At 72.4% G+C, this 25,526-nt stretch carries 23 protein-coding genes, 1 tRNA gene and 1 pseudogene; 16 read left to right on the top strand and 9 right to left on the bottom strand.

The features are described 5' to 3' along the window. Positions 1 to 128: pseudogene (locus HND91_RS22955) on the bottom strand (sugar phosphate isomerase/epimerase); the annotation flags it as partial. A gap of 336 nt (positions 129 to 464) precedes the next feature. On the opposite strand from HND91_RS22955, the gene wrbA reads away from it, so the two are divergent. Continuing rightward, complete coding sequence (gene wrbA / locus HND91_RS20150; protein ID WP_181708403.1) at positions 465 to 1,064, top strand: NAD(P)H:quinone oxidoreductase; 600 nt, start codon at positions 465 to 467, stop codon at positions 1,062 to 1,064. Between the two features lie 72 nt (positions 1,065 to 1,136). Here wrbA and HND91_RS20145 read toward each other — a convergent pair whose 3' ends face one another. Next, a complete protein-coding gene (locus HND91_RS20145; RefSeq protein ID WP_181708402.1) occupies positions 1,137 to 2,078 on the bottom strand; it encodes a 2-hydroxyacid dehydrogenase in 942 nt (313 codons plus the stop codon). 56 nt (positions 2,079 to 2,134) lie between these two features. Then, positions 2,135 to 2,878 (bottom strand): phosphonate metabolism transcriptional regulator PhnF, encoded by a 744-nt coding sequence (gene phnF, locus HND91_RS20140; protein WP_181708401.1) that lies wholly within the window; start codon positions 2,876 to 2,878, stop codon positions 2,135 to 2,137. 206 nt (positions 2,879 to 3,084) lie between these two features. Between phnF and phnG the strand changes: the two genes are divergently transcribed. The 10 genes from phnG (at position 3,085) to phnN (ending at position 10,941) form a co-directional block, all read left to right on the top strand. Beyond that, on the top strand, positions 3,085 to 3,552 hold the full coding sequence (phnG, locus tag HND91_RS20135; RefSeq protein ID WP_181708400.1) for a phosphonate C-P lyase system protein PhnG: 468 nt from the start codon (positions 3,085 to 3,087) through the stop codon (positions 3,550 to 3,552). After that, positions 3,552 to 4,163: a phosphonate C-P lyase system protein PhnH gene (gene phnH / locus HND91_RS20130; RefSeq protein ID WP_181708399.1), complete on the top strand. Its 612-nt coding sequence runs from the start codon at positions 3,552 to 3,554 to the stop codon at positions 4,161 to 4,163. The genes phnG and phnH overlap by 1 nt, the downstream gene beginning before the upstream one ends. A 4-nt stretch (positions 4,164 to 4,167) precedes the next feature. After that, complete coding sequence (locus HND91_RS20125; protein WP_181708398.1) at positions 4,168 to 5,250, top strand: carbon-phosphorus lyase complex subunit; 1,083 nt, start codon at positions 4,168 to 4,170, stop codon at positions 5,248 to 5,250. Between the two features lie 128 nt (positions 5,251 to 5,378). Then, positions 5,379 to 6,296 carry an alpha-D-ribose 1-methylphosphonate 5-phosphate C-P-lyase PhnJ gene (locus tag HND91_RS20120; protein ID WP_425485505.1) on the top strand — a complete coding sequence of 306 codons (918 nt, stop codon included), beginning with the start codon at positions 5,379 to 5,381 and terminating at the stop codon, positions 6,294 to 6,296. Then, complete coding sequence (gene phnK / locus HND91_RS20115) at positions 6,296 to 7,102, top strand: phosphonate C-P lyase system protein PhnK (RefSeq protein ID WP_181708397.1); 807 nt, start codon at positions 6,296 to 6,298, stop codon at positions 7,100 to 7,102. The genes HND91_RS20120 and phnK overlap by 1 nt, the downstream gene beginning before the upstream one ends. Positions 7,103 to 7,111: 9 nt before the next feature. Further along, positions 7,112 to 7,810 (top strand): phosphonate C-P lyase system protein PhnL, encoded by a 699-nt coding sequence (gene phnL / locus HND91_RS20110; RefSeq protein ID WP_181708396.1) that lies wholly within the window; start codon positions 7,112 to 7,114, stop codon positions 7,808 to 7,810. A gap of 11 nt (positions 7,811 to 7,821) precedes the next feature. Then, complete coding sequence (locus HND91_RS20105; protein ID WP_181708395.1) at positions 7,822 to 8,484, top strand: DapH/DapD/GlmU-related protein; 663 nt, start codon at positions 7,822 to 7,824, stop codon at positions 8,482 to 8,484. 39 nt (positions 8,485 to 8,523) lie between these two features. Next, the gene (locus HND91_RS20100) at positions 8,524 to 9,210 is read left to right on the top strand and encodes a DUF1045 domain-containing protein (RefSeq protein WP_181708394.1); all 687 of its coding nucleotides are present in this window, start codon (positions 8,524 to 8,526) and stop codon (positions 9,208 to 9,210) included. 43 nt (positions 9,211 to 9,253) lie between these two features. Further along, the gene (locus HND91_RS20095) at positions 9,254 to 10,393 is read left to right on the top strand and encodes an alpha-D-ribose 1-methylphosphonate 5-triphosphate diphosphatase (protein ID WP_181708393.1); all 1,140 of its coding nucleotides are present in this window, start codon (positions 9,254 to 9,256) and stop codon (positions 10,391 to 10,393) included. Beyond that, positions 10,390 to 10,941 carry a phosphonate metabolism protein/1,5-bisphosphokinase (PRPP-forming) PhnN gene (gene phnN / locus HND91_RS20090; protein WP_181708392.1) on the top strand — a complete coding sequence of 184 codons (552 nt, stop codon included), beginning with the start codon at positions 10,390 to 10,392 and terminating at the stop codon, positions 10,939 to 10,941. The genes HND91_RS20095 and phnN overlap by 4 nt, the downstream gene beginning before the upstream one ends. A 565-nt stretch (positions 10,942 to 11,506) precedes the next feature. Here phnN and HND91_RS20085 read toward each other — a convergent pair. Further along, positions 11,507 to 12,316, bottom strand: a complete 810-nt coding sequence (locus HND91_RS20085) for a transporter substrate-binding domain-containing protein (RefSeq protein ID WP_181708391.1) — start codon at positions 12,314 to 12,316, stop codon at positions 11,507 to 11,509. A 299-nt stretch (positions 12,317 to 12,615) separates the two neighbouring features. Here HND91_RS20085 and HND91_RS20080 point away from each other — a divergent pair, with 299 nt between their 5' ends. Continuing rightward, the gene (locus tag HND91_RS20080; RefSeq protein WP_181708390.1) at positions 12,616 to 14,574 is read left to right on the top strand and encodes a glycosyltransferase; all 1,959 of its coding nucleotides are present in this window, start codon (positions 12,616 to 12,618) and stop codon (positions 14,572 to 14,574) included. On the opposite strand, the gene HND91_RS20075 is transcribed toward HND91_RS20080, so the two are convergent. The 3 genes from HND91_RS20075 to HND91_RS20065 all read right to left on the bottom strand — a co-directional run bounded on the left by HND91_RS20075 (position 14,563) and on the right by HND91_RS20065 (position 16,565). Further along, positions 14,563 to 14,636, bottom strand: a tRNA-Gly gene (locus tag HND91_RS20075). The genes HND91_RS20080 and HND91_RS20075 overlap by 12 nt on opposite strands. Before the next feature lie 60 nt (positions 14,637 to 14,696). Continuing rightward, positions 14,697 to 15,440: a biliverdin-producing heme oxygenase gene (locus tag HND91_RS20070; protein WP_181708389.1), complete on the bottom strand. Its 744-nt coding sequence runs from the start codon at positions 15,438 to 15,440 to the stop codon at positions 14,697 to 14,699. A 66-nt stretch (positions 15,441 to 15,506) separates the two neighbouring features. After that, positions 15,507 to 16,565 carry a sensor histidine kinase gene (locus HND91_RS20065; RefSeq protein WP_181708388.1) on the bottom strand — a complete coding sequence of 353 codons (1,059 nt, stop codon included), beginning with the start codon at positions 16,563 to 16,565 and terminating at the stop codon, positions 15,507 to 15,509. A gap of 304 nt (positions 16,566 to 16,869) precedes the next feature. Between HND91_RS20065 and HND91_RS20060 the strand changes: the two genes are divergently transcribed. Together HND91_RS20060 and HND91_RS20055 are read left to right on the top strand one after the other, a co-directional pair. After that, the gene (locus tag HND91_RS20060) at positions 16,870 to 19,449 is read left to right on the top strand and encodes an HWE histidine kinase domain-containing protein (protein WP_181708387.1); all 2,580 of its coding nucleotides are present in this window, start codon (positions 16,870 to 16,872) and stop codon (positions 19,447 to 19,449) included. Between the two features lie 317 nt (positions 19,450 to 19,766). Beyond that, positions 19,767 to 20,513 (top strand): Crp/Fnr family transcriptional regulator, encoded by a 747-nt coding sequence (locus HND91_RS20055; protein WP_181708386.1) that lies wholly within the window; start codon positions 19,767 to 19,769, stop codon positions 20,511 to 20,513. A gap of 19 nt (positions 20,514 to 20,532) precedes the next feature. Here HND91_RS20055 and HND91_RS20050 read toward each other — a convergent pair whose 3' ends face one another. Then, positions 20,533 to 21,684 (bottom strand): 2'-deoxycytidine 5'-triphosphate deaminase, encoded by a 1,152-nt coding sequence (locus tag HND91_RS20050; protein WP_181708385.1) that lies wholly within the window; start codon positions 21,682 to 21,684, stop codon positions 20,533 to 20,535. A gap of 167 nt (positions 21,685 to 21,851) precedes the next feature. Here HND91_RS20050 and HND91_RS20045 point away from each other — a divergent pair, with 167 nt between their 5' ends. Beyond that, positions 21,852 to 22,889 (top strand): ligase-associated DNA damage response exonuclease, encoded by a 1,038-nt coding sequence (locus HND91_RS20045; protein WP_181708384.1) that lies wholly within the window; start codon positions 21,852 to 21,854, stop codon positions 22,887 to 22,889. A 52-nt stretch (positions 22,890 to 22,941) separates the two neighbouring features. Here HND91_RS20045 and HND91_RS20040 read toward each other — a convergent pair whose 3' ends face one another. Then, entirely contained in the window at positions 22,942 to 23,457 is a 516-nt protein-coding gene (locus HND91_RS20040; RefSeq protein WP_181708383.1) for a GNAT family N-acetyltransferase, read from the bottom strand. A gap of 109 nt (positions 23,458 to 23,566) precedes the next feature. Between HND91_RS20040 and HND91_RS20035 the strand changes: the two genes are divergently transcribed. Beyond that, positions 23,567 to 25,204: a cisplatin damage response ATP-dependent DNA ligase gene (locus tag HND91_RS20035; RefSeq protein WP_181708382.1), complete on the top strand. Its 1,638-nt coding sequence runs from the start codon at positions 23,567 to 23,569 to the stop codon at positions 25,202 to 25,204. The last annotated feature ends 322 nt before the right edge of the window (positions 25,205 to 25,526 follow it).

Below are 25,526 nucleotides of genomic sequence, written 5' to 3'. Positions count from 1 at the left end.
GTGGGGATCTGGACGCCCTTGAAGCCGAGGCCGGCCGCCCAGCCGCAGATCGCGTCGAGCGAGTTGAACGGCGGGTTGTCGCCGGCGAACTGGGCCAGGAAGATGGCCGGTCCCTTGATCGTCCTCATCAGCGTGAACTCCTCCCCGGGAGTGCCGGACGCCATGGCCCGGCGGTCGTCGTCCGACGCGGCCGGAGGCGGCCGGCGCCCGAAAGTAACCGATTACATCGACACTCTGGCAGAGGTCGCGCGCCCTCACAAGGGCGGCCGGGCAGGGGAACCGGTCGGGGCGGCACGCCGTTCCGGGTGTGAGAGGGGGCGGGTGAACGGCCCGTCCCCGACTGTTCAGCGATCCGGCAACACTGTGTTCAGGGGTCACTTCGGCGTCCGCCGACCCGATATGGGTGGGCGAGCGAGGCGCCCCGTGCGCGTCGGTCGCACAGCCGAACTGAAGGGAATGAACGGATGGCAAAGGTCCTGGTGCTCTACTATTCCAGCTGGGGTCACGTGGAGAAGATGGCGAACGCGGTGGCCGAAGGCGCCCGCTCCGCCGGCGCGACGGTGACCGTGAAGCGCGTGCCCGAGCTGGTTCCTCAGGAAGTGGCCTCCTCCGCCCACTACAAGCTCGACCAGGCGGCCCCGATCGCCGACCCCACCGAACTCGCCGACTACGACGCGATCATCTTCGGCTCGCCGACCCGCTACGGCAACATGGCCGCCCAGATGAAGAACTTCCTCGACCAGACCGGTGGCCTCTGGGCTCAGGGCAAGCTGGTCGGCAAGGTGGCGTCGGCCTTCACCTCCACGGCCACCCAGCACGGCGGCCAGGAGACGACGCTCACGTCCATGCACACGGTGTTCTTCCACCACGGCATGGTGGTCGTCGGCCTGCCCTACGCCTTCCCTGGCCAGATGAAGATGGACGAGATCACCGGCGGCACGCCCTACGGCGCCAGCACGCTCGCCGGCGGCGACGGCTCGCGCCAGCCGAGCGAGAACGAGCTCGAGGGCGCCCGCTTCCAGGGCCGCTTCGTGGCCGGGATCGCCGGCAAGCTGTTCGGCTGATCCGGCCGTTTCGAAACGACGCGCGGGCGCGCCCTGGAGACGGGCGCGCCCGTTTTCCGTTTGCCGCCCCGCTCAGTAGCCGCGCGAGCGGTCCACCAGGTTCTGCAGCGGCTCGCCGCGCTCGAAGGCGGCGATCTGGCGGGCCACGTAGCGGCTGAGCGCCAGGGGGTCGCTCTCCGCGGCCACGTGCGGCGTGATGGTGAGGTTCGGCGCGTCCCAGAGCGGGCTTTCCGCCGGCAGCGGCTCGGTGACGAACACGTCGAGGCTGGCGGCCCTCAGCCGCCCGTCCTTCAGCGCCGCGACGATGTCGTCCTCCACCTGCAGGCCGCCGCGCCCGCCGTTGACAATCACCGGGCCGCCGAGCGGTCCGTCCTTGGCGAGCCGGTCGACGAGCGACGCGTCGAGGATGCCCCGGGTATCTTCAGTGAGCGGCAGGAGCACGACCAGGATGTCCGTGCGGGCGAGGAAGGGGCCGAGGCCCGCCTCGCCGGAATAGCAGTCGATGCCCGGCTCCGTCTTCGGCGACCGGCTCCAGCCGGCGACCGGGAAGCCGAGGCCCGACAGCGCCCGCGCGGCGTCGATCCCGAGCACGCCGAGGCCCATGATCCCGACCCGGACGTCCGCCGAGGACCACTGGCGCAGCGACTTCCACGTCTTCCTCGCCTGGAAGGCGTCGTAGGCCCGCTGCTGGCGATGGTGCATCAGCACCTGGAGGAGGACCCACTCGGTCATCCGGCCGGTGAGATCCGGGTCGACGATCCGCACCACCGGCAGGTCCGGCAGGTCCGGGTCGGACGTCAGGTGGTCGACGCCGGCGCCGAGCGAGAAGATGACCTTCAGGTTCGGCAGGCTGGCCAGATAGCCGGGCCGCGGCTTCCAGACGAGCGCATAGTCCACCGCGGCGAGGTCCACGTCGTCGCCGGGCGTCAGGACGGCGCGGTCCGGCGCCACCGCCTTCAGGCCCTCGATCCAATCGGCCGGCGACCAGCCCTCGACCGCCACGATGATGGACATGAACCGCGCTCCTCTGTCGTTGAAGCGCAGGAGAGTGCCGCATGCGGCAGGCCGCCTCAAGCCGGATCGTCGCCCTGTTCCACCACCAGTTCCACGCGCTCGCCGGCGAACAGCGTCCGGGAGGTCTGCACGGGCGTGCCCGCCGTGTCCACGTCGATGTTCTCCGTCACGAGCACGGCGGAGCCCGGCGGCAGGCCGAGCCGCTGGCCTTCCAGGGCGTCCGCCACCCGCGCCGTCACCCGGGTGGACCGGCGGGTGTAGTCGGTCACGCCGTGGGCCTCGAGCACCTTGGTGAAGGACCCGGTCTCCGCGTAGACCTCCACGAGGCGGGGGAAGCGCTCGGCCGGGATCCAGTGCTCGGCGAGCGAGATCGGCACGCCGTCGGCGACCGACAGGCTCTCCACCCGGTGTACCGGCGTGCCGGCCGCCACCTTCAACCGCGTGGCGACCGCCTCGTCAGCCACCTCCAGCCGGTGGCCGATCAGGCGGCCGGAGGGTTCGCGCGCCTGGGCCGAGACGATTTCCGAGAATCGGGTCCGCCGCCGGATCGGGTAGCTGAGCCTCCCGGCCTGCACGAAGGTGCCGCGGCCCTGGTCGATCCGCACCACGTCGGCCTCGGCGAGCGCCGCCATGGCGCGCCGCAGGGTGTGGCGGTTCACGCCGAACCGGGCCGCCAGGTCGGCCTCCGGCGGCAGGCGGTCGCCCACCGCGTAGACCCCCGTGGCGATCTCGGTCCTGATCTGCTCGGCGATCTGTCGCCAGAGCGCGATGCCGCCGCCGCGCTCCATGCCTTCTGTCATCGGGCCGTCGTGTCCCCATGGTTCGATTCGCATCGGTCCGGCCACTCATACAGGCGGCGATTGTCACAATCATCCGCCGCGTCTCCGGCCTTCTTTTCCGTCCGCCGGATCCCGTCCAGCCGTCATCGGCTTGTCATCCGGACGGTCTATGCATCGTCGCGGGTCCAGTGGTATAGATGTATAGACCAATTGAACGGAGACCTGCCATGACCAGTCTCTCAGGCCTCGACGCCGATACGGACGCCCGTCGCGCCGTCCTCGGCGTCCTGGCCCGCGCCACCAGGGACGACCTCGCTGCCGCCTGGACCGCCTGGCCCGACAAGCCGGACGTCTTCGACGTCCGGGCGCCCGAGACCGGGCTCGTGATGGTGCGCGGCCGCATGGGCGGCGGCGGGCGCCCGTTCAACCTCGGCGAGACGACCGTGACCCGCTGCACGGTTAGGCTCGGCGACGGCACGGTCGGCACCGGCCACGTGCTCGGCCGCGACCGGGTGCAGGCGCGCCTCGTCGCGGTGTTCGACGCCCTCTGGCAGCGGCCGCGGACGCGCCCGGCCGTGGAGGCCGCAGTGATCGCGCCCGTCCGCGCCCGCCTCGCTGCGGAGGACGACTCGGCCCGCTCCGAGACGGCCGCCACCCGCGTCGATTTCTTCACCATGGTCCGGGGAGACGACTGATGGCCGCCCTGACGGCAGACACCCTCGAAGGGGGCTTCCACGATCCCGTGTTCCAGTCCCAGGCCGTGTTCCGGGCCGTGATGGCGGCGCTCGCCGAGCCGGCCCGGCCGGTGCCGCTGCCGCCCTCGGCTCGGCCGCCGGCGCCGCTCACGGCCGAACTCGGCGCGGTCGCGCTGACGCTCGCCGATCCGGACACGCCCGTGTGGCTGGACCCGGCGCTCGCCGCATCGGACGCGGTGCGCGCCTGGCTCGCCTTCCACACCGGCGCGCCGGTCACCGCCGAGCCGATGGACGCGGCGTTCGCCCTGGTGGCCGATCCGGCGCGCCTGCCGCCGCTCTCCGCCTTCGCCCAGGGCACGGCCGAGTATCCGGACCGCTCGACCACGCTCGTCATCGCGGTGGAGCGCTTCGACACGGCCGCCGGGCCGCTCTTCACCGGGCCGGGGTTCGAGACGCCCCGCCGGTTCGCCGCCCACCCGGAACGGATCGGCTTCCTCGACCAGTGGGCCGCCAACCGGGCGCTCTTCCCGCGCGGCGTCGACATCGTCTTCGTCGCCGACGGGCTCGTCGCGGGCCTGCCCCGCTCGGCCCGCCTCGCCACCACGGAGTGACGCCATGTATGTTGCCGTCAAAGGGGGCGAACAGGCGATCGCCGCCGCCCACCGCCTGCTCGCCCACGAGCGCCGGGGCGACCGCTCGGTCCCCGCTCTCACGCTCGCCCAGATCGCCGAACAGCTCACCCTGGCGGTCGACCGCGTGATGGCGGAAGGCTCGCTCTACGACCGGGACCTCGCCGCCCTCGCGGTGAAGCAGGCCCGGGGCGACCTGATCGAGGCCATCTTCCTTCTGCGGGCCTACCGGACCACCCTGCCGCGCTTCGGCTTCTCCCGGCCGGTGGACACGGCCGCCATGCTGGTGCGCCGGCGCATCTCGGCGACCTTCAAGGACCTGCCGGGCGGCCAGTGCCTCGGCCCCACCTTCGACTACACCCACCGGCTGCTCGACCCCTTGCTGGCCGGCGACCCGGACCTGCCGGACCCGGCCGAACGTCCGGCGGACGAGACCGCCATGCCCCGGGTGACCGATCTTCTCAACGACGAGGGCCTGATCGAGCCGGACCCGGCCGAAACCGACGCGCCCGTCGGCGACCTCACCCGCGAGCCCCTGAGCTTTCCCGCCGACCGGGATCTCCGCCTCCAGGCGCTCGCCCGCGGCGACGAGGGCTTCCTCCTGGCGCTCGGCTATTCCACCCAGCGCGGCTATGGCCGGACCCACCCGTTCGTGGGCGAGATCCGGCTCGGCGACGTGGAGGTGGAGATCGACGTGCCGGAACTCGGCTTCTCGGTCGCCATCGGCCGCATCACCGTGACCGAGTGCCAGATGGTCACCCAGTTCAAAGGCTCCGCCAAGGCGCCCCCCGCCTTCACCCGCGGCTACGGCCTCGTGTTCGGCCATCAGGAGCGCAAGGCCATGGCCATGTCGCTCGTCGACCGGGCGCTCCGGGCCGGCGACCTCGGCGAGGACCGGGTGGCGCCCGCCCAGGACGAGGAATTCGTCCTCTCCCATTCCGACAACGTGCAGTCCACCGGCTTCGTGGAGCACCTGAAGCTGCCCCACTACGTGGACTTCCAGGCCGAACTCGACCTCATCCGCCGCATGCGCGCCGAGATCGCCGCCCGCCAGGAGGCCGCCGAATGACTGACATGGATGACGCGAGGTTCCCCCCTCTCTCCAACTCTCTCCCACGAGGGGAGAGAGGGCCCGTTGGCGGGTCCGGAGCGGGCGCGGACGCCGGTGTAGAGCTGAACGGAGCCCTCTCTCCCCTCGTGGGAGAGAGCGGGAGAGAGGGGGCGCCCGGGGCCGTCCTCGACGACCAGGCGAACCTGCGAACCTATTCCTTCGCCTACCTCGACGAGCAGACCAAGCGCATGATCCGGCGCGCGATCCTGAAGGGGATCGCCATTCCGGGCTATCAGGTGCCGTTCGCCTCCCGCGAGATGCCCATGCCCTACGGCTGGGGTACCGGCGGCGTGCAGGTGACGGCGGCGGTGCTCGGGCCCGACGACGTGCTGAAGGTCATCGACCAGGGCGCCGACGACACCACCAACGCGGTGGCGATCCGCGGCTTCTTCCAGAAGACGGCCGGCGTCGCCACGACGACCCGAACCGCCGACGCGACCGTCATCCAGACCCGCCACCGGATCCCGGAGCGGACCCTGCAGGCGCACCAGATCCTCGTCTACCAGGTGCCGATCCCGGAGCCCCTGCGCTACCTGGAGCCGCGCGAGACCGAGACGCGCAAGCTGCACGGGCTGGAGGAATACGGCCTCATGCACGTGAAGCTCTACGAGGACATCGCCCGGCACGGCCACATCGCCACCACCTACGCCTACCCGGTGAAGGTGGAGGGCCGCTACATCATGGATCCGTCGCCGACGCCGAAGTTCGACAACCCGAAGATGCACCGCTCCAAGGCGCTGCAGCTTTTCGGCGCCGGCCGCGAGAAGCGCATCTACGCGGTGCCGCCGCACACGGACGTTGTCAGCCTCGACTTCGAGGACCATCCGTTCCGGATCCAGACCTTCAAGGAGCCCTGCGCCCTGTGCGGCGCCGAGGGCGTCTACCTGGACGAGGTCATCCTCGACGACAGGGGAGGGCGCATGTTCGTCTGCTCCGACACCGACCACTGCGAGGAGCGCCGGGCCGAAGGCCACCGGGGCGCCCTGTCCGGGGAGAGCCGCTGATGTCCGCCGTCGCCACCCTGCCGGACGCCGAGGAGGAGCGCCCGCTCCTCAAGGTGTCCCGCCTGTCCCACTACTACGGCTCCCGCCTCGGCTGCCGCGACGTGAGCCTCGACGTCTACCCCGGCGAGGTGGTCGCCGTGGTCGGCGAGAGCGGGTCCGGCAAGACCACGCTCCTCAACTGCCTCGCCGGCCGGCTGACGCCGACCGCCGGCTCGGTGGAGTTCCGCATGCGGGACGGCCGGCTGCGCGGTCTCTTCTCGCTCACCGAGGCGGAGCGGCGCCTGCTCGCCCGCACCGACTGGGGCTTCGTGCACCAGAACCCGGCCGACGGCCTGCGCATGACGGTCTCGGCCGGCGCCAACGTGGGCGAGCGGCTGATGGCCGTCGGCGACCGGCACTACGGCCGGATCCGGTCGACCGCCCTCGACTGGCTCGCCCGGGTGGAGATCGAAGCCGACCGGATCGACGACGACCCGCGCGCCTTCTCCGGCGGCATGCGCCAGCGCTTGCAGATCGCCCGCAACCTAGTGACCCGGCCGCGTCTCGTCTTCATGGACGAGCCGACCGGCGGGCTCGACGTCTCCGTCCAGGCGCGGCTCCTCGATCTCCTGCGCCAGCTGGTGGCGGATCTCGGCCTCGCCGCCATCGTGGTCACCCACGATCTGGCGGTCGCCCGGCTCCTTTCCGACCGCATGCTGGTGATGAAGGGCGGCGAGGTGATCGAGCACGGCCTCACCGACCGGGTGCTCGACGACCCGCGGGAGCCCTACACCCAGCTCCTCGTCTCCTCCATCCTGCAGGTCTGAGGACACACCATGGCAACGCGTATCGTCGTCTCCGGTCTCTCCAAGTCCTTTGTCATGCATCTTCAGGGCGGGGTGCAGCTGCCCGTGGTCCAGGGCGTGGACTTCTCCGTCGACGCGGGCGAATGCGTCGTCCTCGGCGGGCCGTCGGGAGCGGGCAAGAGTTCGATCCTGAAGATGGTCTACGGCAACTACGGCGCCGACGGCGGCCAGATCCTCGTCCGCGACGGCGACAGGCTCGTCGACGTGGCGAGCGCCGACCCGCGCCGGATCGTCCGCCTCCGGCAGTCCACGATCGGCTACGTGAGCCAGTTCCTGCGGGTGGTTCCGAGGGTCTCGGCCCTCGACGTGGTGGCCGAGCCGCTCGTCTCGCGCGGCGTCGACCGGGCGCTCGCCCGCTCCCGGGCGCGGGAGATCCTGTCCAGGCTGAACGTGCCCGAGCGGCTGTTCGCCCTGCCGCCCGCCACCTTCTCCGGCGGCGAGCAGCAGCGGGTGAACGTCGCCCGCGGCTTCGTCACCGACCACCCGATCCTCCTCCTCGACGAGCCGACCGCGTCCCTGGACGCCGCCAACCGGGCCGTGGTGGTGGACCTGATCCGCGAAAAGAAGCGCCAGGGCGTCGCGATGCTCGGCATCTTCCACGACGAGGAGGTGCGCTCGGCGGTGGCCGACCGGATCGTCGACGTCATGTCGTTCCGCGCGGCAGCCTGAGGGAGACTCCCATGAGCCAGACACCGAAGGCCAAGCTGGCCGAGACCTTCATCGATCCGACCGTGCGCCTGCGCGAGGCGGTGGTCGGTCAGCGCTGCGAGATCCTGAAGGATTCGCGCGTCTCCTACGCCACCGTCGGCGACATGTCCTACATCGGCGAGGACTGCAGCGTGGCGGACGCCACCATCGGCCGCTATTGCGCCATCGCCGACAAGGTCCGGATCGGCGCGCCGAACCATCCGATGGATCGGCCGACCCAGCACCGGCTCACCTACACGCCGGAATACTACGACACCGCGCTGGAGCGCGACCACGCCTTCTTCGCGGCGCGCCGGGGCGCGCGGGTGACGATCGGCAACGACGTGTGGATCGGCCACGGGGTTACGGTGCTGCCGGGCGTGACCGTGGGCGACGGGGCGGTGCTGGCGGCAGGCGCCGTGGTGAGCCGGGACGTGGCGCCCTACACCATCGTCGGGGGCGTGCCGGCGAAGCCGATCCGCGAGCGATTCTCGCGGGATATCGCAGAGCGGCTGATCCGGATCGCCTGGTGGGACTGGCCGGTCGAGACGGTGCTTGCCCGCCTCGCTGACTTCCGCGATACGGACGTGGCGGCGTTCTGCGACCGCTTCGAACGGGAGGCCGACCGTCACCCTGGTGACATGAGCGCCGCCTAGGAGCAGTGCGCTAAAGTAAGAATGGGGGACAAGCGGTCCATGCGTTACGCCATCTACTTCGCCCCGCCGCCCGGCAGCCCGCTTGCCGAGGCGGGCGCCCGATGGCTCGGGCGGGACGCCTTCACGGGCGCGGCGCTCACGCAGCCGGCGGTGGAGGGCGTCGACCCGGAGACCGTCCGCCTCCTCACCACCGACCCGCGCCGCTACGGCTTTCACGCCACCCTGAAGGCCCCCTTCGGCCTGAAGCCGGGGGCGAGCGCGGCGGCGCTGGTGGACCGGTTCGAGACCTTCGCGGCCGAGCGCCCGCCGTTCCGGGTCCGGCTCGCGGTCCGACGGCTCGGCGGCTTCATCGCCATCATCCCGGACGAGCCGTCCGAGCCGCTCCAGGCGCTCGCCGACGACTGCGTCCGCGCGTTCGAGCCCTTCCGCCGACCGCTGACCGTGCAGGAGGTGGAGAAGCGCCGGAAGGCCGGGCTGTCGCCCCGCGAGGAGGCCCACCTGATGGCCTGGGGCTATCCGGCGGTGTTCGACACCTTCCGCTTCCACATGACCCTCTCCCAGCGCGTGCTCGGCCCCGAGGGCGACCGGCTGGAAGAGGCCGCCCGGGCCTATTTCGCCGACATCCTGGCCGAGCCGGTCACCGTCGACCACCTCGGCCTCTTCGCCGAGCCGCCGGGCGGCGGCCCCTTCACCGTCCATGTCCTGAAGCCCCTCGCGGGGCGCTGATCCGCCCTTTTCGTCCGAACGCCCTGCCCGAAAGCACCGACCGATGTCCGCCGAAACCGTCTTCACCAACGCCCGCGTCGTCCTCGCCGACCACGTGATCGACGGCACCGTCGTCGTCCGCGACGGCCGGATCGCCGAGGTCGCCGATGGGCGATCCGCCTCCGGCGTCGACCTGGAGGGCGACTGGCTCATCCCGGGCATCGTGGAACTCCACACCGACCACCTGGAGAACCACTACGCCCCGCGCCCCAAGGTGCGCTGGAACCCGCTCGCCTCCGTCCAGGCCCACGACGCCCAGGTGGCGGCCTCCGGCATCACCACCGTGTTCGACGCGCTCCGGGTCGGCATGGACTATGACGCCGAGCTCAACGGCGAGGACATGCGCCGCCTCGCCGACGCCATCGAGGCGGGCGTCGCCGCCGACCGGCTGCGGGCGGATCACTTCATCCATCTGCGCTGCGAGGTGGCGGCTCCGGACACCCTGGAGGTGTTCAAGCTATTCGAGCGGGACGGGCGGGTGAAGCTCGCCTCCCTGATGGACCATACCCCCGGCCAGCGCCAGTTCACCTCGCTCGACCACTACCGGATCTACTACCAGGGCAAGACCGGCATGTCGGACGAGGCCTTCCTCGCCATGATCGACCGGCGCGTCGGCCAGGCCGCCCAGTTCTCCGAGCCGCACCGCGCCGAGATCGCCGAGCGCTGCCGCGCGGCCGGCATCGTGCTCGCCAGCCACGACGACGCGACCGCCGCCCACGTGGCCGAAAGCCTCGCCCACGGCGTCACCATCGCCGAATTCCCCACCACCATGGAGGCCGCCAGGGCGGCCCGGGACGGCGGGCTGAAGATCCTGATGGGCGCGCCCAACGTGGTGCGCGGCGGTTCCCACTCCGGCAACATCGCCGCCCGGACGCTGATGGAGGAGGGCCTCCTCGACATCCTGTCGTCCGACTACGTGCCCTTCTCGCTCCTCCACGCGGCCTTCATGGTGGCGGGCGACGTGCCGGGCGTCGGCGTACCGGAGGCGATCGCCACCATCACCCGCAACCCCGCCGAGGCGGCCGGGCTGACCGACCGCGGCGTCATCGAGGCCGGCCGGCGCGCCGACCTCGTCCAGGTCAACCTCGAACACGAGGTGCCGCTCGTCCGCTCCGTCTGGCGCGAAGGGCGGCGGGTGTCATGACCGACGGCCGGCCGGGCGCCTTCGTCGCCGTCGTCGGCCCGTCAGGCGCCGGCAAGGATACGGTCATGAGCCGCGTGCGCGAGCAGCTCTCCTCGGACGGGCGCTTCGTCTTCGCCCGCCGGGTGGTGACGCGCGACCAGAACGGCGGCGAGGACCACGACTGCCTGGACCCCGCCGCCTTCGAGGCGGCCTGCGCCGATGGGGCCTACGTGCTCTCCTGGCGGGCGCACGGCCTCGGCTACGGCATCCCGGCCGCCTATGGCCGCATGGTGGACGGGGGCGCCGTGGTGGTGGCCAACCTGTCGCGCGCGGTGCTCACCGACGCCCGCGCCCGCTTCCCGCGCTTCGCCGTCCTGGAGATCACCGCCCCCGCGGAGGTCCTCGCGGCGCGGCTGGCGGCCCGCGGCCGCGAAAGCACGGACGAGATCGCCGCCCGCCTCGCCCGCGTGGAGGCTCCGGTGACCGGCCCCGACGTCCACCGCATCGACAACGGCGGCCCCCTCGCGGACGCCGTCGCGGCCGCGGTGAGCGTGCTCCGAGGCCTCTGAGCCGGAGCGAGGCTCGGCAGCGCCCGTCAGGCGATCCGCCGGGACGCCCGGAAGCGACCCTCATTCCCGGAAGCGACCCTCATTCCCGATGGCCAGGAGGTTCCCCCTCTCCCCCACCCTCTCCCTCAAGGGGAGAGGGGGACCCTCGGCGTATCCGAGCGTCATCACAGGCCCATCCCTGCGTCCGCCCTCGCCACAAACACTCACTTTGGCAGCCCGACGCTCCCATCGCACCCCGCCACTTCCGATCCCCTCCTGAACCGCCACGGACCCCCTCTCCCCTTGCGGGGGAGGGTCGGGGTGGGGGGTGCCCGCGCGACGCTGGTCGTCGTCCGAGGCGACGCCCCACCCGATCCACCCCACCCTCAAGCAGAAAGCAGGCGCGGCGGAGCACCGCCCCCCGCCACTTCCGATCCCCTCCTGAACCGCCACGGACCCCCTCTCCCCTTGTGGGGGAGGGTTGGGGTGGGGGGTGCCCGCGCGACGCCGCTCGTCGCCCAAACCTATCCACCCCACCCTCAAGCAGAAAGCAGGCGCGGCGGAGCGATGCGCGCCACGCCCTCCCTCAATACAGTCCCACCGGGAAGAACCTTAAGTGGAGATCCGCAAGGGTGCCGTCGGCTTCCAGGCTTCGGAGCGTGGAATCGATCAGCCGCTTCAGGCCGACATTCTCCTTGGCCACCGCGATGGTGAGGCCCTTGCCCATGTAGGCCGGCTCGGTGAAGGCGCCCGGGGCGAAGCGGCAGCAGGTGCGGGATTCCGGGCCGGCGAGCCAGAAGGACGCCCCGAGGCCGCCGGTGAACACCGCATCCACCTCGCCGGCCTGGAGCAGGCGGAAGGCCTCCTCGTCGGACGCCGTCTCGGTGCGGCGGGCGCCGGGGTAGAAGTCGGCCAGGAAATCGCGCGTGCGGGTGCCGGCCCGCACCGCCACGGTGGCGCCGGCCATCGCCTCCGGGGTGACCGCCCGCGTCCACTCCCGTCGGACCACGAAACGGGCGGGCAGGCGCAGATAGCTTTCCGTGTGGATCACATAGTCGCGGAGCGCCGGCGTGTCCTTCAGGCCGGCGATCACCGCGTCGGCGGCATTCTCCACCAGCGCGTCGACCAGCAGCGGAAAGGGCCGGACCTGCACCGTGCACGGCACCCCCAGCCGCTGGCAGATGGCCCGGGCGAGTTCCACGTTGTAGCCGCCGAGCCGGCCCGATCCGTCCAGGAAGTTGAACGGCGGGAAGTCGTCGCTGGTGACGAAGCGGATCGCCGCCGGCTTCGCCACGTCGGCGGCCGCCGGCGTCTCGGCCAGGAACCGGGGCAGGGGTTGCAGTTCGGCCGCACGCGCCGGTATCCCGGCGATCAGGCCGGCAACCGCTATTGTCAAAAACAACGATCCATGCGTTAGGTGTGGAGAGCGCCACAGCGTCAATGGTCTGGCCCCATGTGGTCCGCCCTCACCGGCTCCGGTCGATGTCCGGAGCGGCGGGCTGACGATGCCGTTCGACCGGACGCTAGTGGGTTTCGCGATCGATTGGAATTGCATCCCGCGCCGGCCGGGTGAACCGGCGCCCGGACCCGGCCCTGAAAGCGCCGGGCGTGTTCGCTCGCCCTCACGGACGGACAGTCGATGCGCGGGCGCGGAACCGGATCCGGACGGCGGGGCGGTGCGGACGGGAGCGCGTGATGAGTTGGAGCTTCAGGACGGGACCGGGCGGCAAGACCCCGGACGGGGACGGTGAGGGCCGGCCGGGCGGCATGGAGACCGCGGGGGAGCAGGCGCCGGCCGTGACGACGGCGGACGCCCCGCCCGGCGCGGCGCCGGCCGTGACGACGGCGGACGCCCCGCCCGGCGCGGCGCCGGCCGACGAGCCTTCCGCGTCCATGGCCGCCGAGTGGCCGGAGGACGCGGTCTACCGGGCCGCGTGCGCCACGGCGGGCGCCCGGTTCGAACCGCTCACCCGATGGGGCGGGCCGCGGCGCGCGGAGCGGCTGACGGCGCGTGGGGCCGCGCGGCTGGGCGCGGCGGGCCTGGCGGATCCGGACGGCGCGACCGTGACGGTGCTGGCGCCGCCGCCCCATGCGCTCGACCGCGTGCTCCTCGACCTGAAGCCGCGCGGCCGCTGGCCGAGCCCGGCCGTCATCACCACGCCCCGGCGGCTGCGCGCCGTCCTGAGGGGGGCGATCTCCGAGCGGACCGAGCAGCGGGTGCGCCATCACCTCGCGCGGGCGGAGCCGCAGCTCTCGGCCTCGACGGCCCCGTCGCCGGCGGCCCGGGCGATCATCCTGGCGACCGTCGCGGGCCTGTGCGCCGGGATCCTGACCGGATGGCCGCCGGTGACCTGGACGCTCTTCGTGGTCTCTGCCGTGCTCTTCCACATCACGGCGGGGATCCGCTTCCTGGTGGCCCTGGAGACGAGCGCCCCCTTGTCGACGCCGCCACCCGCGATCCCGGAACGGGACCTGCCCTTCTACACCGTGATGGTCTGCCTCTACCGGGAGGCCGCCATGGTGCCCTCCCTCGTGGCGGCCCTCGACCGGCTGCGCTACCCGCGCGACCGGCTGGAGATCCTGATTCTCCTGGAGGCGGACGACGCGGAGACGATCGCGGCCGCGGAGGCGGCCTGCCGGACGCCCGAATACGACGTGATCGTGGTGCCGCCGGGCCGGCCGCGCACCAAGCCGCGGGCGCTGACCTACGGTCTCGCCTTCGCGCGGGGCGACCTGGTGGGCGTGTTCGACGCGGAGGACCGGCCGGACCCGGACCAGCTGCTCGCCGCCGCCGCCATGTTGACGGCCGGGCCGCACCATCAAGTCTGCGTCCAGGCGGGTCTTCGCATCGACGGCGACACGGGCGTCCTGCAGCGGCTGTTCGCGGTGGACTATGCGGCCCTCTTCGCCGGCCTCCTGCCCTGGCTGGCCCGGCGCCGGGCGCCCCTGCCGCTCGGCGGCACGTCCAACCACTTCAAGCGGGACGCGCTGGTGATCGCCCATGGGTGGGATCCGTTCAACGTGACGGAGGACGCCGACCTCGGCGTCCGGCTCGCCCGCTACGGCTTCTCGTCCGGCGTGCTGGACTCCGTCACCCGCGAGGAGGCGCCGGACCGGTTCCGGATCTGGCTGCCCCAGCGCACGCGGTGGCTGAAGGGCTGGATGATCACCTGGCTTGTGCACAGCCGCCGCCCGCTGGACCTCGTGCGCGAGATCGGCCTGCCGGGCGCGCTCCTCTTCCACGCGAACGCCTTCATGCAGGTGGCCGCACCTCTGGCGCACCCGCTCGCGCTCGCCGCCTACAGCCTGCACCTGACCGGGCTCAAACCGATCCCGGACCTCGGCGGCATGTCGGGGGCGGTGCTGCTCGGGGTCGCGGGCTTCGCCGTCCTGGTCGGCCACGGGGCGGCCGTGGTGATCGCCCGGCGGGCCGTGCGGGCGATCGGCCGGCCCGACCTCCTGCCCTGGACCTGGGCGCTGCCGCTGCAGTGGCTGCTCGTCTCGGTCGCCGCCTGGAGGGCCCTGTTCGAACTCGTCTTCCGGCCGCACTACTGGGCGAAGACGCCGCACGTGCCGGCGGGGCATGGGGCGGCGGGCCAACGGTCCGGCAAGCCGCGCATCACGGAACCAGGGAAGAGAGGCTGGAGCGGGTGAAGGGAATCGAACCCTCGTATGCAGCTTGGGAAGCTGCCGTTCTACCATTGAACTACACCCGCGACGCGCCATAGATCGCAAGAGCCGGGCCGGCAGTCAAGACGGATCGGCACGGTCCGCCGTCACGGGCGGGGAGGGGACGTCGCCTCCGAAGGATCGGCCGTCGCCGCACGCCCGGCGTCCGCCCTCGGCGACCCGTCCGCCACGGGCGGAACCTCGGCCTGGAGCACGCAGCGGCGGACCGTCTCGAACGTGCGCCGGGCCGCCGCGACGGCGGCCTCCGCGTCCGGGCCGGTCGGGCCGAGCCGGTCGAGGGCGGCGGTGAAGCCCTGCCACATAGCGCCGGTGCGCGCGCCGTAGCCGTGGAAGAAGCGCCCGCCCCGGTCCGCGTCGAGACCGAGCCGAGCCGCCACCTCGCGGCCGATGATCCGGCCGCCGAGGGTGGAGCCCTCCAGCACGTAGAGCATCCCGAAGGCTTCGCCGGGGGACGGCGGCGGGCCGTCCTCGTCGCCAGGGGGAGCGGCGGCGTCCTCATCCGCCGGGACAAGGGCGCCGCCGTCGGCCGCGACCCGGGGAGCCCCGGCGGCGTCGGCCGGGACGGGCAGGGCGCGGAGCGCGGCAAGATCCGCCTCCAGCCAGGCAAGCTTTCGCCGCTCCGCGAAAGCGATGCCGGAGCCGGCCCACTCGAAGGCGGCGAGCCGCGCCTCGATCGGCCGGTGCGCCCGGTAGAGGGCGCGCAGGAGCGCCGTGTAGGCTCCGAGGGAGGCGAGCCGCCGGTCGAGGTCGAGCGCAGCCTCGGCGTCCTGGTGCGCCTGGAGCGTCTCGTCCCGGAGCCGGAACCGGAGGGTCGTGATCGGCGCGTCCATGCGGCGGGTCCTTGTTCGGCGGCGGGCGACGCGCGGGTTCCAGTGGATCAAGGCGGCGGCGCGGCGTCAATCGGCTCGGGCGGGGGACACGTCCGGAGCCGCGCCCGGACGCAAGGGGAGCGGCCGGCCGGCCGGATCGGCGAGCGTCGTCGCCGGGAACACGAAGCGGCCGCGGGTGCCGGCGGCCCCGTCGAGCTCGAACGTGCCGCCGAGCTGGGCCGCCATGGCCGAGATGATCCGAAGCCCCAGGCTGCGGGTGGTCTTCAGGTCGAAGCCGGGCGGCAGGCCGACGCCGTCGTCCACGACGGTGAGCACCACCATGGGGTCGTCGCGGCGAAGCTCGATGGCGACGTTCAGCGGCCGGTCGGCGCCGCCGTGCTCGATGGCGTTCGACAGGAGCTCCAGCATGACGAGGCCGAGCGGCGTCACCTGCTCCGGCGGCAGCACCACCGGCTCCACCCGGATGGAGAGCGACACGGACCCGGCGCCGGAAGCGTCCACCGTGTCGCGGGCGAGGTCGGCCAGGAAGGTGGCGGTGTCGCGGGTCGCGTCGCCGTAGAGCTCGCGCTGGATCTTGCCGACGAGGTTCACGCGGCTCGCCGCGTCCCGCAGCGCCTGGCGAGCGCCCTCGTGCTCCACCTGGCCCTGCTGCAGCCGGAGGATGGCGGACAGCATCTGGAGGTTGTTGGAGATCCGGTGCTGGGCCTCCTTGAGGAGCGTGGCGTTCTCGGCGGCGAGGCGGGCCGACCTGTCCTGCTCCTCCTTCAGCCGGGCCTGGGCGAGCTGCATCGTGTGGATGATCACGATGTCTACGCTGGCGACCGCCACGAAGAAGCCGAGGGCGATCAGCGTGGCGGAGATCGGCTGACCGCTGTGCGGCATGAAGAAGAACCACGCCGACCAGGTGGACAGGGCGGCCGTGAGGACGCCCGGTCCGAGGCCGAACACGAAGGCCGTGATGATCACGGCCGGGAAATAGGTCAGGAACGGGAAGCCCGGCGGCAGGAACGGGTCGGCGGCCTGTCGGGCGAGGGTGGCGGCCAGGACGGCCAGGAGCGGGCAGGCGAGCGCCATGAGTCGGGAGGCCGACCCGGGCCGCTGGCCGAAGCGCAGGCGGTGCGTCATGGCCGGCCCGCGACCAAACGCCCGCACCGCTCGTCCTCGTCACGCTCCGCCGTCTCGGCCATGCAGCCCCGCCCCCCGTCGCCCGCGCGTCCGGCCGCGCCTGGCGGCCGGTCACCCTGGAAAGACCCGCACCGCCCTCGTCAAAAAGAAGGTGACAGGCGCCGCCCGACCCGTGATTCTGGTCCATGGCAGGGCGGCCGATTTGACTGCGGTGCCCTATCGCTATGTTATGAAGGCGACTTTCGCAAGCGTCCGGGCCGCATGGCCGGCGCTGGCTGGTCGGCATAGGACGGGTGGGTGGGGCGTGCCTGATCGAAACGACGTGGTGGATCTGACGCTCTGCGACCGCGAGCCGATCCACATTCCCGGGGCCGTCCAGCCCTGGGGCTGCCTTCTGGCGATGGACGAGCGCAGCCTTGCGGTCGTCCAGGCGGCGGGCGCCTGCGAGACGGTGTTCGGCGCGCCGGCCGAGGCCCTCCCGGGACGCGCCTTCGCGGACCTGGTGCCGCAGGCCGTGGCGGCCGAGCTCGCGCGTCTCGTGCGGGCGGACCTGCCGTCCGTGCGCATGCCCCTGCCCTTGGACTTCGTCCTCGGCGAGCGGAGCTTCGCCGGCGCCGTGCACCGGTCCGGCGGCCGGGTCGTCCTGGAGGTGACGCCCGCCGACGGCGCCTTCGCCCTCGACACCCTCGGCGAGGTGCAGCGCAGCCTCGCGGCGCTCGGCGGCACCGGCACGGTGACAGCCTTCCTGGCCGTGCTCGCCCGCGAGGTCCGTCGGATCACCGGCTACGGCCGCGTGATGGTCTACCGCTTCCAGGAGGACGACAGCGGCGTCGTGATCGCCGAGGACCGGCGGCCGGACCTGGAGGAATACCTCGGCCTCCACTATCCGGCCTCCGACATCCCGGTCCAGGCGCGGGCGCTCTACCTGCGCAACTGGATCCGCTTCATCCCGGACGCGCTCTACCGGCCTGCGCCGATCGTGCCGGCCCTCGACCCAGAGACGGGCGCTCCGCTCGACCTCACCGACTGCATGATCCGCAGCGTCTCGCCCGTGCACCTGGAATACCTGGCGAACATGGGGGTCGCTGCCTCCCTGTCCCTGTCGCTGGTGGTCCAGGGCCGCCTCTGGGGTCTCGTCGCCTGCCACGACGACCGCCCCCACACGCTGCCCCGGTCGGTGCTGCGCAACTGCGAGCTGATCGCCCAGATAGCCTCGCTGCAGCTCGCCGAGCGGCTGGGCCGCACCGAGAGCCAGGACCAGCTGCGCTCGCGCACCCTGCTCTCGGCGCTCGTCAACCGGGTCGGCGGCGACAACGACGTGGGCGCGGGGCTCCGCGCCGTGGTGCCGGACCTGATCGGCCTTGTGCCGAGCGAGGGGCTGGCGGTGATCTGGGACGGCTCCGTAACCCTGTTCGGCCGCACCCCGCCGGGGGAGGTCGTGGAGCGGTTCGTCGCCTGGCTGAACGCCACCCAGGCGGAGGGCGTCTACGCCACCGACCGGATGGCGGAGGTGATGCCGGAGGCGGCCGATCACACCGAGCGCGCCGCGGGCTTCCTGTCCGTCTCCATCTCCCGCTCGCCGCGCGACTACATCCTGTGGTTCCGGCCGGAGATCGAGCAGACGGTCACCTGGGCCGGCGCGCCGACCAAGGTCGTGACGATCGGCGACGACGGGGTGCGGCTCCACCCGCGCACGTCCTTCAAGGCCTGGCGGGAGACCGTGCGCGGCCGCTCGCGCCCCTGGACCGCCCAGGAGCTGGACCTCCTGAAGGCGTTCCGGCTCGCCATGCTGGAGGTGGTGCTGAAGCGGGTGGACGAGGTGGCCCGCGAGCGCGAGAAGGCGCGGGCGCACCAGGATCTCCTGATGGCGGAGCTGGACCACCGGGTGAAGAACACCCTGGCGACGATCCAGGCCCTTGCCCGGCAGTCCTCCCGGGGCGCCACCGACCTGGAGGAATATGTCCGCCAGTTCGAGATGCGGCTGCGCTCCATGGCGCTGACCCACAGCCTCCTGACCAAGAACCGGTGGCTCGGTGCCGATCTGCGCCAGCTCCTGAAGGAGGAACTGGCCGCCTACGGCGACGAGTCGTCCGGACGCTACCGGCTGGACGGCGCCAACCTGGCGCTCCGCCCGAAGGCCACCATCTCGCTCGGCCTCGCCGTCCACGAACTCGCCACCAACGCCGCCAAGTACGGCGCCTTCTCGCTGCCGGACGGCCATGTGTCCGTGCGCTGGTCGATCGACGGCGGGCCGGCGGAGCCGATGCTGACGATCACCTGGACCGAGACCGGCGGGCCGACCGTGGGCGAGCGGCCGAAACGGCGCGGCTTCGGCATGACGCTGATCGAGCGCACCCTGGCGCTGGACGTGTCCGGCCGGGCCGAATTGCGGTTCGAGCCGAAGGGCCTCGTGTGCATCGTCCAGATCCCGGCCTCGGAGGTGATCGACCCGGAACCGGCCGCCGTCGCGACCGGCCACGGCCATGCCGCGCCGCAGGAGCGGATCCGCGACACGCGGGTGCTGCTGGTGGAGGACAACGCCCTGGTGGCGCTCGACGCCCAGATCGGCCTGGAGGACGCGGGCGTGGTGGTGGTCGGCCCGGTCGCCCGGCTGGCCGCGGCCGTCTCCCTCGCCGAAACGGCGGAGGTGGACGCCGCCTTCCTGGACGTCGACCTTCATGGCCAGCCGGTGTGGGAGGCCGCCGACGTGCTGGCGGGCCGCGGCGTTCCCTTCGCCTTCACCACCGGCTTCGAGGCCTCCGTGGTGGTGCCTGACCGGTTCCGGTCCGTGCCGGTGGTCTCCAAACCCTACAGGGCGAGCGAACTCGCCGGCATGCTCATCCGCCTCGTCGGCACCGGCGGCGGCCCCGCCCAGGGCGGCTGACCGGACGCGGCCGCCTCGGCGGCGGGCGCGGGATCCTCGCCGGGACGAGGCGGACGGCGACGCCGGCCGGAAGCGATCGTCCATCCGGCCGCGGCCGCCTTTCCGGACGCGGCCGTCCGTCCTTGTCCCCGGCGCCGCCGTTTCGCCGCCTTGCGCACTATGCCCGCCGGGGAAACAGGCGGGTTGCCATTGCGCTCGCCGCGTGTATGGTTTCATACACATCCATACCGCGTGCTTCGATCCGGGCACGGCCCGGACGCACGGGGCCGCCGCCGCTCCGCCCCGCACGTCGAGACCGAGGCTAGACCTTCCCGCCCATGGTGAGACCGGACGCCGCCGACCCGCCGCGCAATCGCCTGCTGTCCGGACTTCCCGCCTTCGATCGCGAAAGGCTGCTGGCGCGCGCCCGGCTGGCGGACCTGCCCGGCGGCGCGGTGCTGGCGGACCTGCCGGGCGCCTCGCCCGGCGACGTGGTGTTCGCCGAGAGCGGGCTGATCGGGCTTCACCTCGCCGGGCCGGACGGCACGCGGATCGGGCTCGGTTCCGTGTCGGACGACATGGCGGTGGGGCTCGCCCAGTCGCTGAGCGGCCTGCCGTTCGCCACGACCGCGGTGGTGGAATGTCCCGGCCGGGCCTGGATCGTGGACGCCACCACCCTGCGGGCCGCCCATGCGGACAGTCCGGCTGTGCGCGACATGGTGCTGCGCTGCGCCGCCGTGTACGCCACGCTGATCGCCGAGAACATGCTCTGCAACGCCACCCACACGGTGCCGCAGCGCATGGCCCGATGGATCGCCACGTACCGCCGGCGGACGGGCGGCGACACATGCCGGGTGATGCAGGAATACCTGTCGGCCTATTTCTCCGTGAAGCGCACCACCGTCACCCAGGCGGGCCTTTCGCTCTCGCGGGCGAACCTGATCGCCTACAGCCGCGGCTCGCTCACGGTGCTCGACCCCGACGGCCTCGACCGTGCTTCCTGCGGCTGCGACCGCCGGCTGGCCGAGAAGGTGAACCGCATCTTCGCCTGCGCGTCCGGCGTGCTGGCGCCCGGCCCCGCCTGATCGCCGGGCGGCGGCGCCGTCAGCGGAAGTGCTTGGAAAGCTTCAGGCCCTGGGCCTGGTAGTTGGAGCCGATGCCCTGGCCGTAGAGGGTGGTCGGCGGCTCCAGCATGCGCTCGTAGACGAGCCGGCCGATGGTCTGGCCATGGTCCAGGATGAAGGGCACCTCGTGGCTGCGCACCTCCAGCACCGCGCGCGAGCCGCTGCCGCCCGCCTCCGCGTGGCCGAAGCCCGGATCGAAGAAGCCCGCGTAGTGGACGCGGAACTCGCCGACGAGCGGATCGATCGCCACCATCTCGGCGGCCGTACCGGGCGGCACGTGCACCGCCTCGCGCGAGACCAGGATGTAGAACTCGTCCGGATCGAGCACGAGCGACGGCTCGCCGCGCTGATGGAGCGGCTCCCAGAAGTCCAGCACGTCGTGGGCCGCCTTGGCGTCCATGTCGATGACGGCGGAATGCCGCTTGGCCCGGTAGCCGACGAGCGAGCCCGGCCCTTCGCGCTTGAGGTCGATGGAGAGCGTGAGGCCGTTCTCGAACACCGCCGGATCGGCGTCGACGAGGGGCGTCTCCGCGTGGAGGGCGGCGAGCTCCTCGTCGGACAGGCGGGCGTCGCCGCAGCGGAAGCGCACCTGCGACAGGCGCGAGCCGAGCCGGACCAGCACCGGGAAGGTGCGTGGGCTGATCTCCACGAAGAGCGGGCCCCGGTAGCCGGGCGCGATGGTGTCGAAGGCGGCGCCGTGGTCGGTGATCACGCGGGTGAACACGTCGAGCCGGCCGGTGGAGCTCTTCGGGTTGGCCGATGCCGACACGTCGTGCGGCAGGGCGAGGCGCTCCAAGACCGGGACCAGGTAGACGCATCCGGTCTCCAGGACCGCGCCGTCGGTGAGGTCGATGGTGTGGAGCTTCAGCCGGTCCAGCTTGTCGGTGACGCGCGCGTGGGGACCGGGAAGGAAGCTCGCCCGCAGCCGGTGGGCCACCGGCCCGAGCCGGAGGTCGAGGCTCGCCGGCTGCACCTGGTCGGCGTCATAGGGGTGCGACGCCTGGATCGACTGGCGGCCGATCAGGTCGTCGATGCGGTGGGCCGGCAGGATGCCGGTGGCGCTCCGGTCGGCGGAGACGAGGCCGGTGTGGCTTCGTGGGGCCGGCAGGCCGTCGATGGCAGGTCTCGTCATGGCGCTCGCCCGATCATGCTGGCCCGCCGCGGCGGGCCGTCGCCGGCCTGCTCGGATCGGAGAGGCCGGTTCTTGCCCCGGTCATATCCCACCTCCGGGATGGCGTCATCCGTGATTGAGGAGATCGCCCCTTCCGGCCGGCGCGCGCCCGCCCTAGGTTGTGAAGGATGCGCGCCGAAGACCTCCTCACCCTCGACGCCGCCGGCCTCTACTGCCCGCCGGGCGGTTTCCACGTGGATCCGGTGCGGCCGGTGGCCCGGGCCGTGATCACCCACGGCCACTCCGATCACGCCCGCTCCGGCCACCAGGCGGTGCTGGCGACGCCGGAGACGCTCGCCATCATGGCGGTGCGCTACGGGGCCGACTTCACCCGCGCCCGCCAGCCGGTGGACTATGGCGAGACGGTGCGGGTGGGCGACGTGGACGTGACGCTCTACCCGGCCGGCCACGTGCTCGGCTCGGCCCAGATCCTCCTGGAGTGGAAGGGCCTGCGGCTCGTCGTCTCCGGCGACTACAAGCGCCAGCCCGACCCGACCTGCACGCCCTTCGAGCCCGTGCGCTGCCACGCCTTCATCACCGAGGCGACCTTCGCGCTGCCGGTGTTCCGCCATCCCTCGGCGGCCGGCGAGATCGCCAGGCTGATGGACAGCCACCGGCTGTTCCCCGAGCGCACGCATCTCGTCGGCGCCTATGCGCTCGGCAAGGCCCAGCGGGTGATCGCCCTCATCCGGGAGGCGGGCTACGACGCGCCGATCCTGATCCACGGCGGTCTCGACAAGCTCTGCCGCTTCTACGGCGAGATGGGCGTAAACCTCGGGCCCCTGGAGGGCGTCGCCGGGCGGGCGAAGGCCGACGTCGCCGGCCGGATCGTGCTCTGCCCGCCCTCCGCGACCGCCGACCTCTGGGCCCGCCGCTTCGCCGACCCGGTGACGGCCTTCGCGAGCGGCTGGATGCGCGTGCGCGCCCGCGCCCGCCAGCGTGGCGCCGAACTGCCGCTCGTCATCTCCGACCACTCCGACTGGGACGATCTCCTCGCCACCATCCGGGAGACCGGCGCCGAGGAGGTGTGGGTCACCCACGGCCAGGAGGACGCCCTCGTCCACTGGTGCGGCCAGAACGCCATCCGCGGCCGCCCGCTCCACCTGATCGGCTACGGGGACGAGGAGGAGGGAGAAGGGGCGACGGCGGCGGTGGAGGGGTCTTGATCTCCAACGGCGTCGCCCGTCTTGCCGGCGCGGTCAGCGTGGAACCGCGTGCTCAGCCCGGCGCCGCCAAGGCCGGCGGTGTCTGGTCGACCGTCTTCCACATGACGAGGTCGTCCACGTAGAGGCGCGCCCCCAGGCGGTGGTAGAAGCCGATCGCCGCCGCGTTGCGGTGCCAGACGGTCCACACCAGCGTGGCGGCGCCGCGGGCGCGGGCGATCGCTTCGGTTTCGGCCATCAGGGCGGAGCCGATGCCGGCGCCGCGCACGGCGCGGCGGACGAACAGGCCGGCGACGAACAGGGCGCCGCGGCCTTCGAAGACGCCTGGATGATGGGCGAGGTAGCCGACGGGGCCGGTGTCGTCGGTCGCGACCAGGCAGTCGCAGAAGCGGTTCGGTCCGAACGAGAGGGCCGCCATCGCGGACATGTCCTGCGTGGACGCGGCGATCAGCGCCGGTTCCGGCAACGCGCCGTCCTCGAGCGAGCCGAAGTAGGCGTAGATCTCCCTGAGCAGCTCCTCCAGGGCGGGTCGGTCGGCGGGCACGGCAGGGCGAATGCTGACGGCGGACATCGGACGACCTTCGGCGAAACGGGTGGAACGCGGTCAGGGTGCATGATCGGCCGGTGCCGACGCGGCACCCCCTCGGCAACCAGCCTTGCCGGCGCTACGTTGCGGTCTCATGAACCGCTTCGCCGCCCTTGTCGACCGGCTCGCCTACGAGCCTCGCCGCAACGCCAAGATCGAGCTCGTCAGGGCCTATCTGGCGGAGGCGCCGGATCCGGATCGGGGCTACGCGCTGGCGGCGCTCACCGGCGGGCTCGACTTCCCGCACGCCAAGCCGGGGCTGATCCGGGCGCTGATCGCCGAGCGGACCGACCCGGTGCTGTTCGCGCTCTCCTACGACTACGTGGGCGACCTTTCCGAGACGGTCGCCCTGATGTGGCCCGCGCCGGACGCCACGCCGAACCTGCCGCCGCCGGGCATCGCCGAGGTGGTGGAGACGCTGCGGACGTCCTCCAGGCTGGAGATCCCGCGCCTCATCGCCCGCTGGCTCGACCTCCTGGACGAGGCCGGGCGGTTCGCGCTCCTGAAGCTCATCACCGGCTCGCTCCGGATCGGCGTCTCGGCCCGGCTCGCCAAGACGGCGCTCGCGCGGCTCGGCGGGCGCGAGCCGGACGAGGTGGAGGAGGTCTGGCACGGCCTGGCGCCGCCCTACGGGCCGCTGTTCGATTGGATCGAGGGGCGCGGCGCGCGGCCGTCGTCGGTCGATCCGGCGCCGTTCCGGCCGCCCATGCTGGCGCACGCCCTGGAAGAGCGGGACGTGGAGGGCAACGACCCGGCGCTGTTCCGGGCCGAATGGAAGTGGGACGGGATCCGCGTGCAGGCCGCCGCCGGCCGGACGCCCGAGGGGCGCCAGGTGGCGCGCCTCTTCTCCCGCTCCGGCGACGACATCTCGGCCACCTTCCCGGATCTTCTCGACCGGCTCGACTTCGACGGGGCGATCGACGGGGAACTCCTCATCCTGATCGACGGCCGGGTGCAGCCCTTCGCGACCCTGCAGCAGCGGCTGAACCGCAAGACCGTGACGCCGAAGCTGCTCGCCGAGATGCCGGCGGCGATCCGCGCCTACGATCTCCTCGCCGAGAACGGCGAGGACGTGCGCGGCCTGCCCTTCGACGAGCGGCGCGCGCGCCTGGAGGCCTTCGTGGCCCGGCTCGGCGATCCCCTGATCGACCTCTCGCCCATGATCCCCTTCGCCACCTGGGACGACCTCGCCGCCGCCCGGGCCGACCCGGCGAGCCACGGCGCGGGCGCGGACGCGGAGGCGGTGGAGGGCGTGATGATCAAGCGCGCGCTCGCCCCCTACGTGCCCGGCCGGCCCAAGGGCGAGTGGTTCAAGTGGAAGCGCGATCCCTACACCGTGGACGCCGTGCTCATGTACGCCCAGCGCGGCCACGGCAAGCGTTCGTCCTTCTATTCGGACTACACCTTCGGGGTCTGGCGCGAGACGGCGACCGGGCGCGAGCTGGTGCCCGTCGGCAAGGCCTATTTCGGCTTCACCGACGAGGAGCTGAAGGAGATCGACCGGTTCGTGCGCAACAACACCGTGGGGCGGTTCGGTCCGGTCCGCGAGGTGGTGCACACGGCCGAGGCGGGCCTCGTGCTGGAAGTGGCGTTCGAAGGGCTGAACCGGTCCACGCGCCACAAGTCGGGCATCGCCATGCGGTTTCCCCGCGTCGCCCGGCTGCGCTGGGACAAGCGGCCCCACGAGGCCGACACCATCGACGGGCTGATGGCGCTCCTGCCGGAAGGCTGAAGGACACGCATGAAGCACGCATCCGTGACCGGAGCCGGAGCGCCCGTCCGAAAGGCGGCGGCGGTCGGCGGAGGTGGGGTGCGAGCGTCGGCGTGGCCGTGAACACTCGCGATCAGGGAAGTGCCTGAGCCGCATGGCAAAAAGCCACGCTTACGGTTGCAGCGGTCACGAGCGTTGTCCCGGGCGCGTGAAGATTGTGTGCGCCAGCCGTGAACGATCACATTCCGAATAACAGATTGTTCAGCGGGACGAGCCTTTCGCCGCCGCCGGTCATGATCTATCTCAGGGTCATCGAGGCGGTCGAAACCGCTCCGACCAAAGA

Source organism: Chthonobacter rhizosphaerae (genome assembly GCF_013839525.1).
GTDB lineage: Bacteria > Pseudomonadota > Alphaproteobacteria > Rhizobiales > Pleomorphomonadaceae > Chthonobacter > Chthonobacter rhizosphaerae.
Note: the sequence above shows the minus strand (reverse complement) of the source record. Positions and strands in the feature narration are given on the sequence as shown.

What these genes read in the sequence shown, in the direction of transcription:
- wrbA (WP_181708403.1), top strand. Translation starts at nt 465, where the DNA reads ATGGCAAAGGTCCTGGTGCTCTACTATTCCAGCTGGGGTCACGTGGAG.
- HND91_RS20145 (WP_181708402.1), bottom strand. Translation starts at nt 2,078, where the DNA reads ATGTCCATCATCGTGGCGGTCGAGGGCTGGTCGCCGGCCGATTGGATC.
- phnF (WP_181708401.1), bottom strand. Translation starts at nt 2,878, where the DNA reads ATGACAGAAGGCATGGAGCGCGGCGGCGGCATCGCGCTCTGGCGACAG.
- phnG (WP_181708400.1), top strand. Translation starts at nt 3,085, where the DNA reads ATGACCAGTCTCTCAGGCCTCGACGCCGATACGGACGCCCGTCGCGCC.
- phnH (WP_181708399.1), top strand. Translation starts at nt 3,552, where the DNA reads ATGGCCGCCCTGACGGCAGACACCCTCGAAGGGGGCTTCCACGATCCC.
- HND91_RS20125 (WP_181708398.1), top strand. Translation starts at nt 4,168, where the DNA reads ATGTATGTTGCCGTCAAAGGGGGCGAACAGGCGATCGCCGCCGCCCAC.
- phnK (WP_181708397.1), top strand. Translation starts at nt 6,296, where the DNA reads ATGTCCGCCGTCGCCACCCTGCCGGACGCCGAGGAGGAGCGCCCGCTC.
- phnL (WP_181708396.1), top strand. Translation starts at nt 7,112, where the DNA reads ATGGCAACGCGTATCGTCGTCTCCGGTCTCTCCAAGTCCTTTGTCATG.
- HND91_RS20105 (WP_181708395.1), top strand. Translation starts at nt 7,822, where the DNA reads ATGAGCCAGACACCGAAGGCCAAGCTGGCCGAGACCTTCATCGATCCG.
- HND91_RS20100 (WP_181708394.1), top strand. Translation starts at nt 8,524, where the DNA reads ATGCGTTACGCCATCTACTTCGCCCCGCCGCCCGGCAGCCCGCTTGCC.
- HND91_RS20095 (WP_181708393.1), top strand. Translation starts at nt 9,254, where the DNA reads ATGTCCGCCGAAACCGTCTTCACCAACGCCCGCGTCGTCCTCGCCGAC.
- phnN (WP_181708392.1), top strand. Translation starts at nt 10,390, where the DNA reads ATGACCGACGGCCGGCCGGGCGCCTTCGTCGCCGTCGTCGGCCCGTCA.
- HND91_RS20080 (WP_181708390.1), top strand. Translation starts at nt 12,616, where the DNA reads ATGAGTTGGAGCTTCAGGACGGGACCGGGCGGCAAGACCCCGGACGGG.
- HND91_RS20070 (WP_181708389.1), bottom strand. Translation starts at nt 15,440, where the DNA reads ATGGACGCGCCGATCACGACCCTCCGGTTCCGGCTCCGGGACGAGACG.
- HND91_RS20065 (WP_181708388.1), bottom strand. Translation starts at nt 16,565, where the DNA reads ATGACGCACCGCCTGCGCTTCGGCCAGCGGCCCGGGTCGGCCTCCCGA.
- HND91_RS20055 (WP_181708386.1), top strand. Translation starts at nt 19,767, where the DNA reads ATGGTGAGACCGGACGCCGCCGACCCGCCGCGCAATCGCCTGCTGTCC.
- HND91_RS20050 (WP_181708385.1), bottom strand. Translation starts at nt 21,684, where the DNA reads ATGACGAGACCTGCCATCGACGGCCTGCCGGCCCCACGAAGCCACACC.
- HND91_RS20045 (WP_181708384.1), top strand. Translation starts at nt 21,852, where the DNA reads ATGCGCGCCGAAGACCTCCTCACCCTCGACGCCGCCGGCCTCTACTGC.
- HND91_RS20040 (WP_181708383.1), bottom strand. Translation starts at nt 23,457, where the DNA reads ATGTCCGCCGTCAGCATTCGCCCTGCCGTGCCCGCCGACCGACCCGCC.
- HND91_RS20035 (WP_181708382.1), top strand. Translation starts at nt 23,567, where the DNA reads ATGAACCGCTTCGCCGCCCTTGTCGACCGGCTCGCCTACGAGCCTCGC.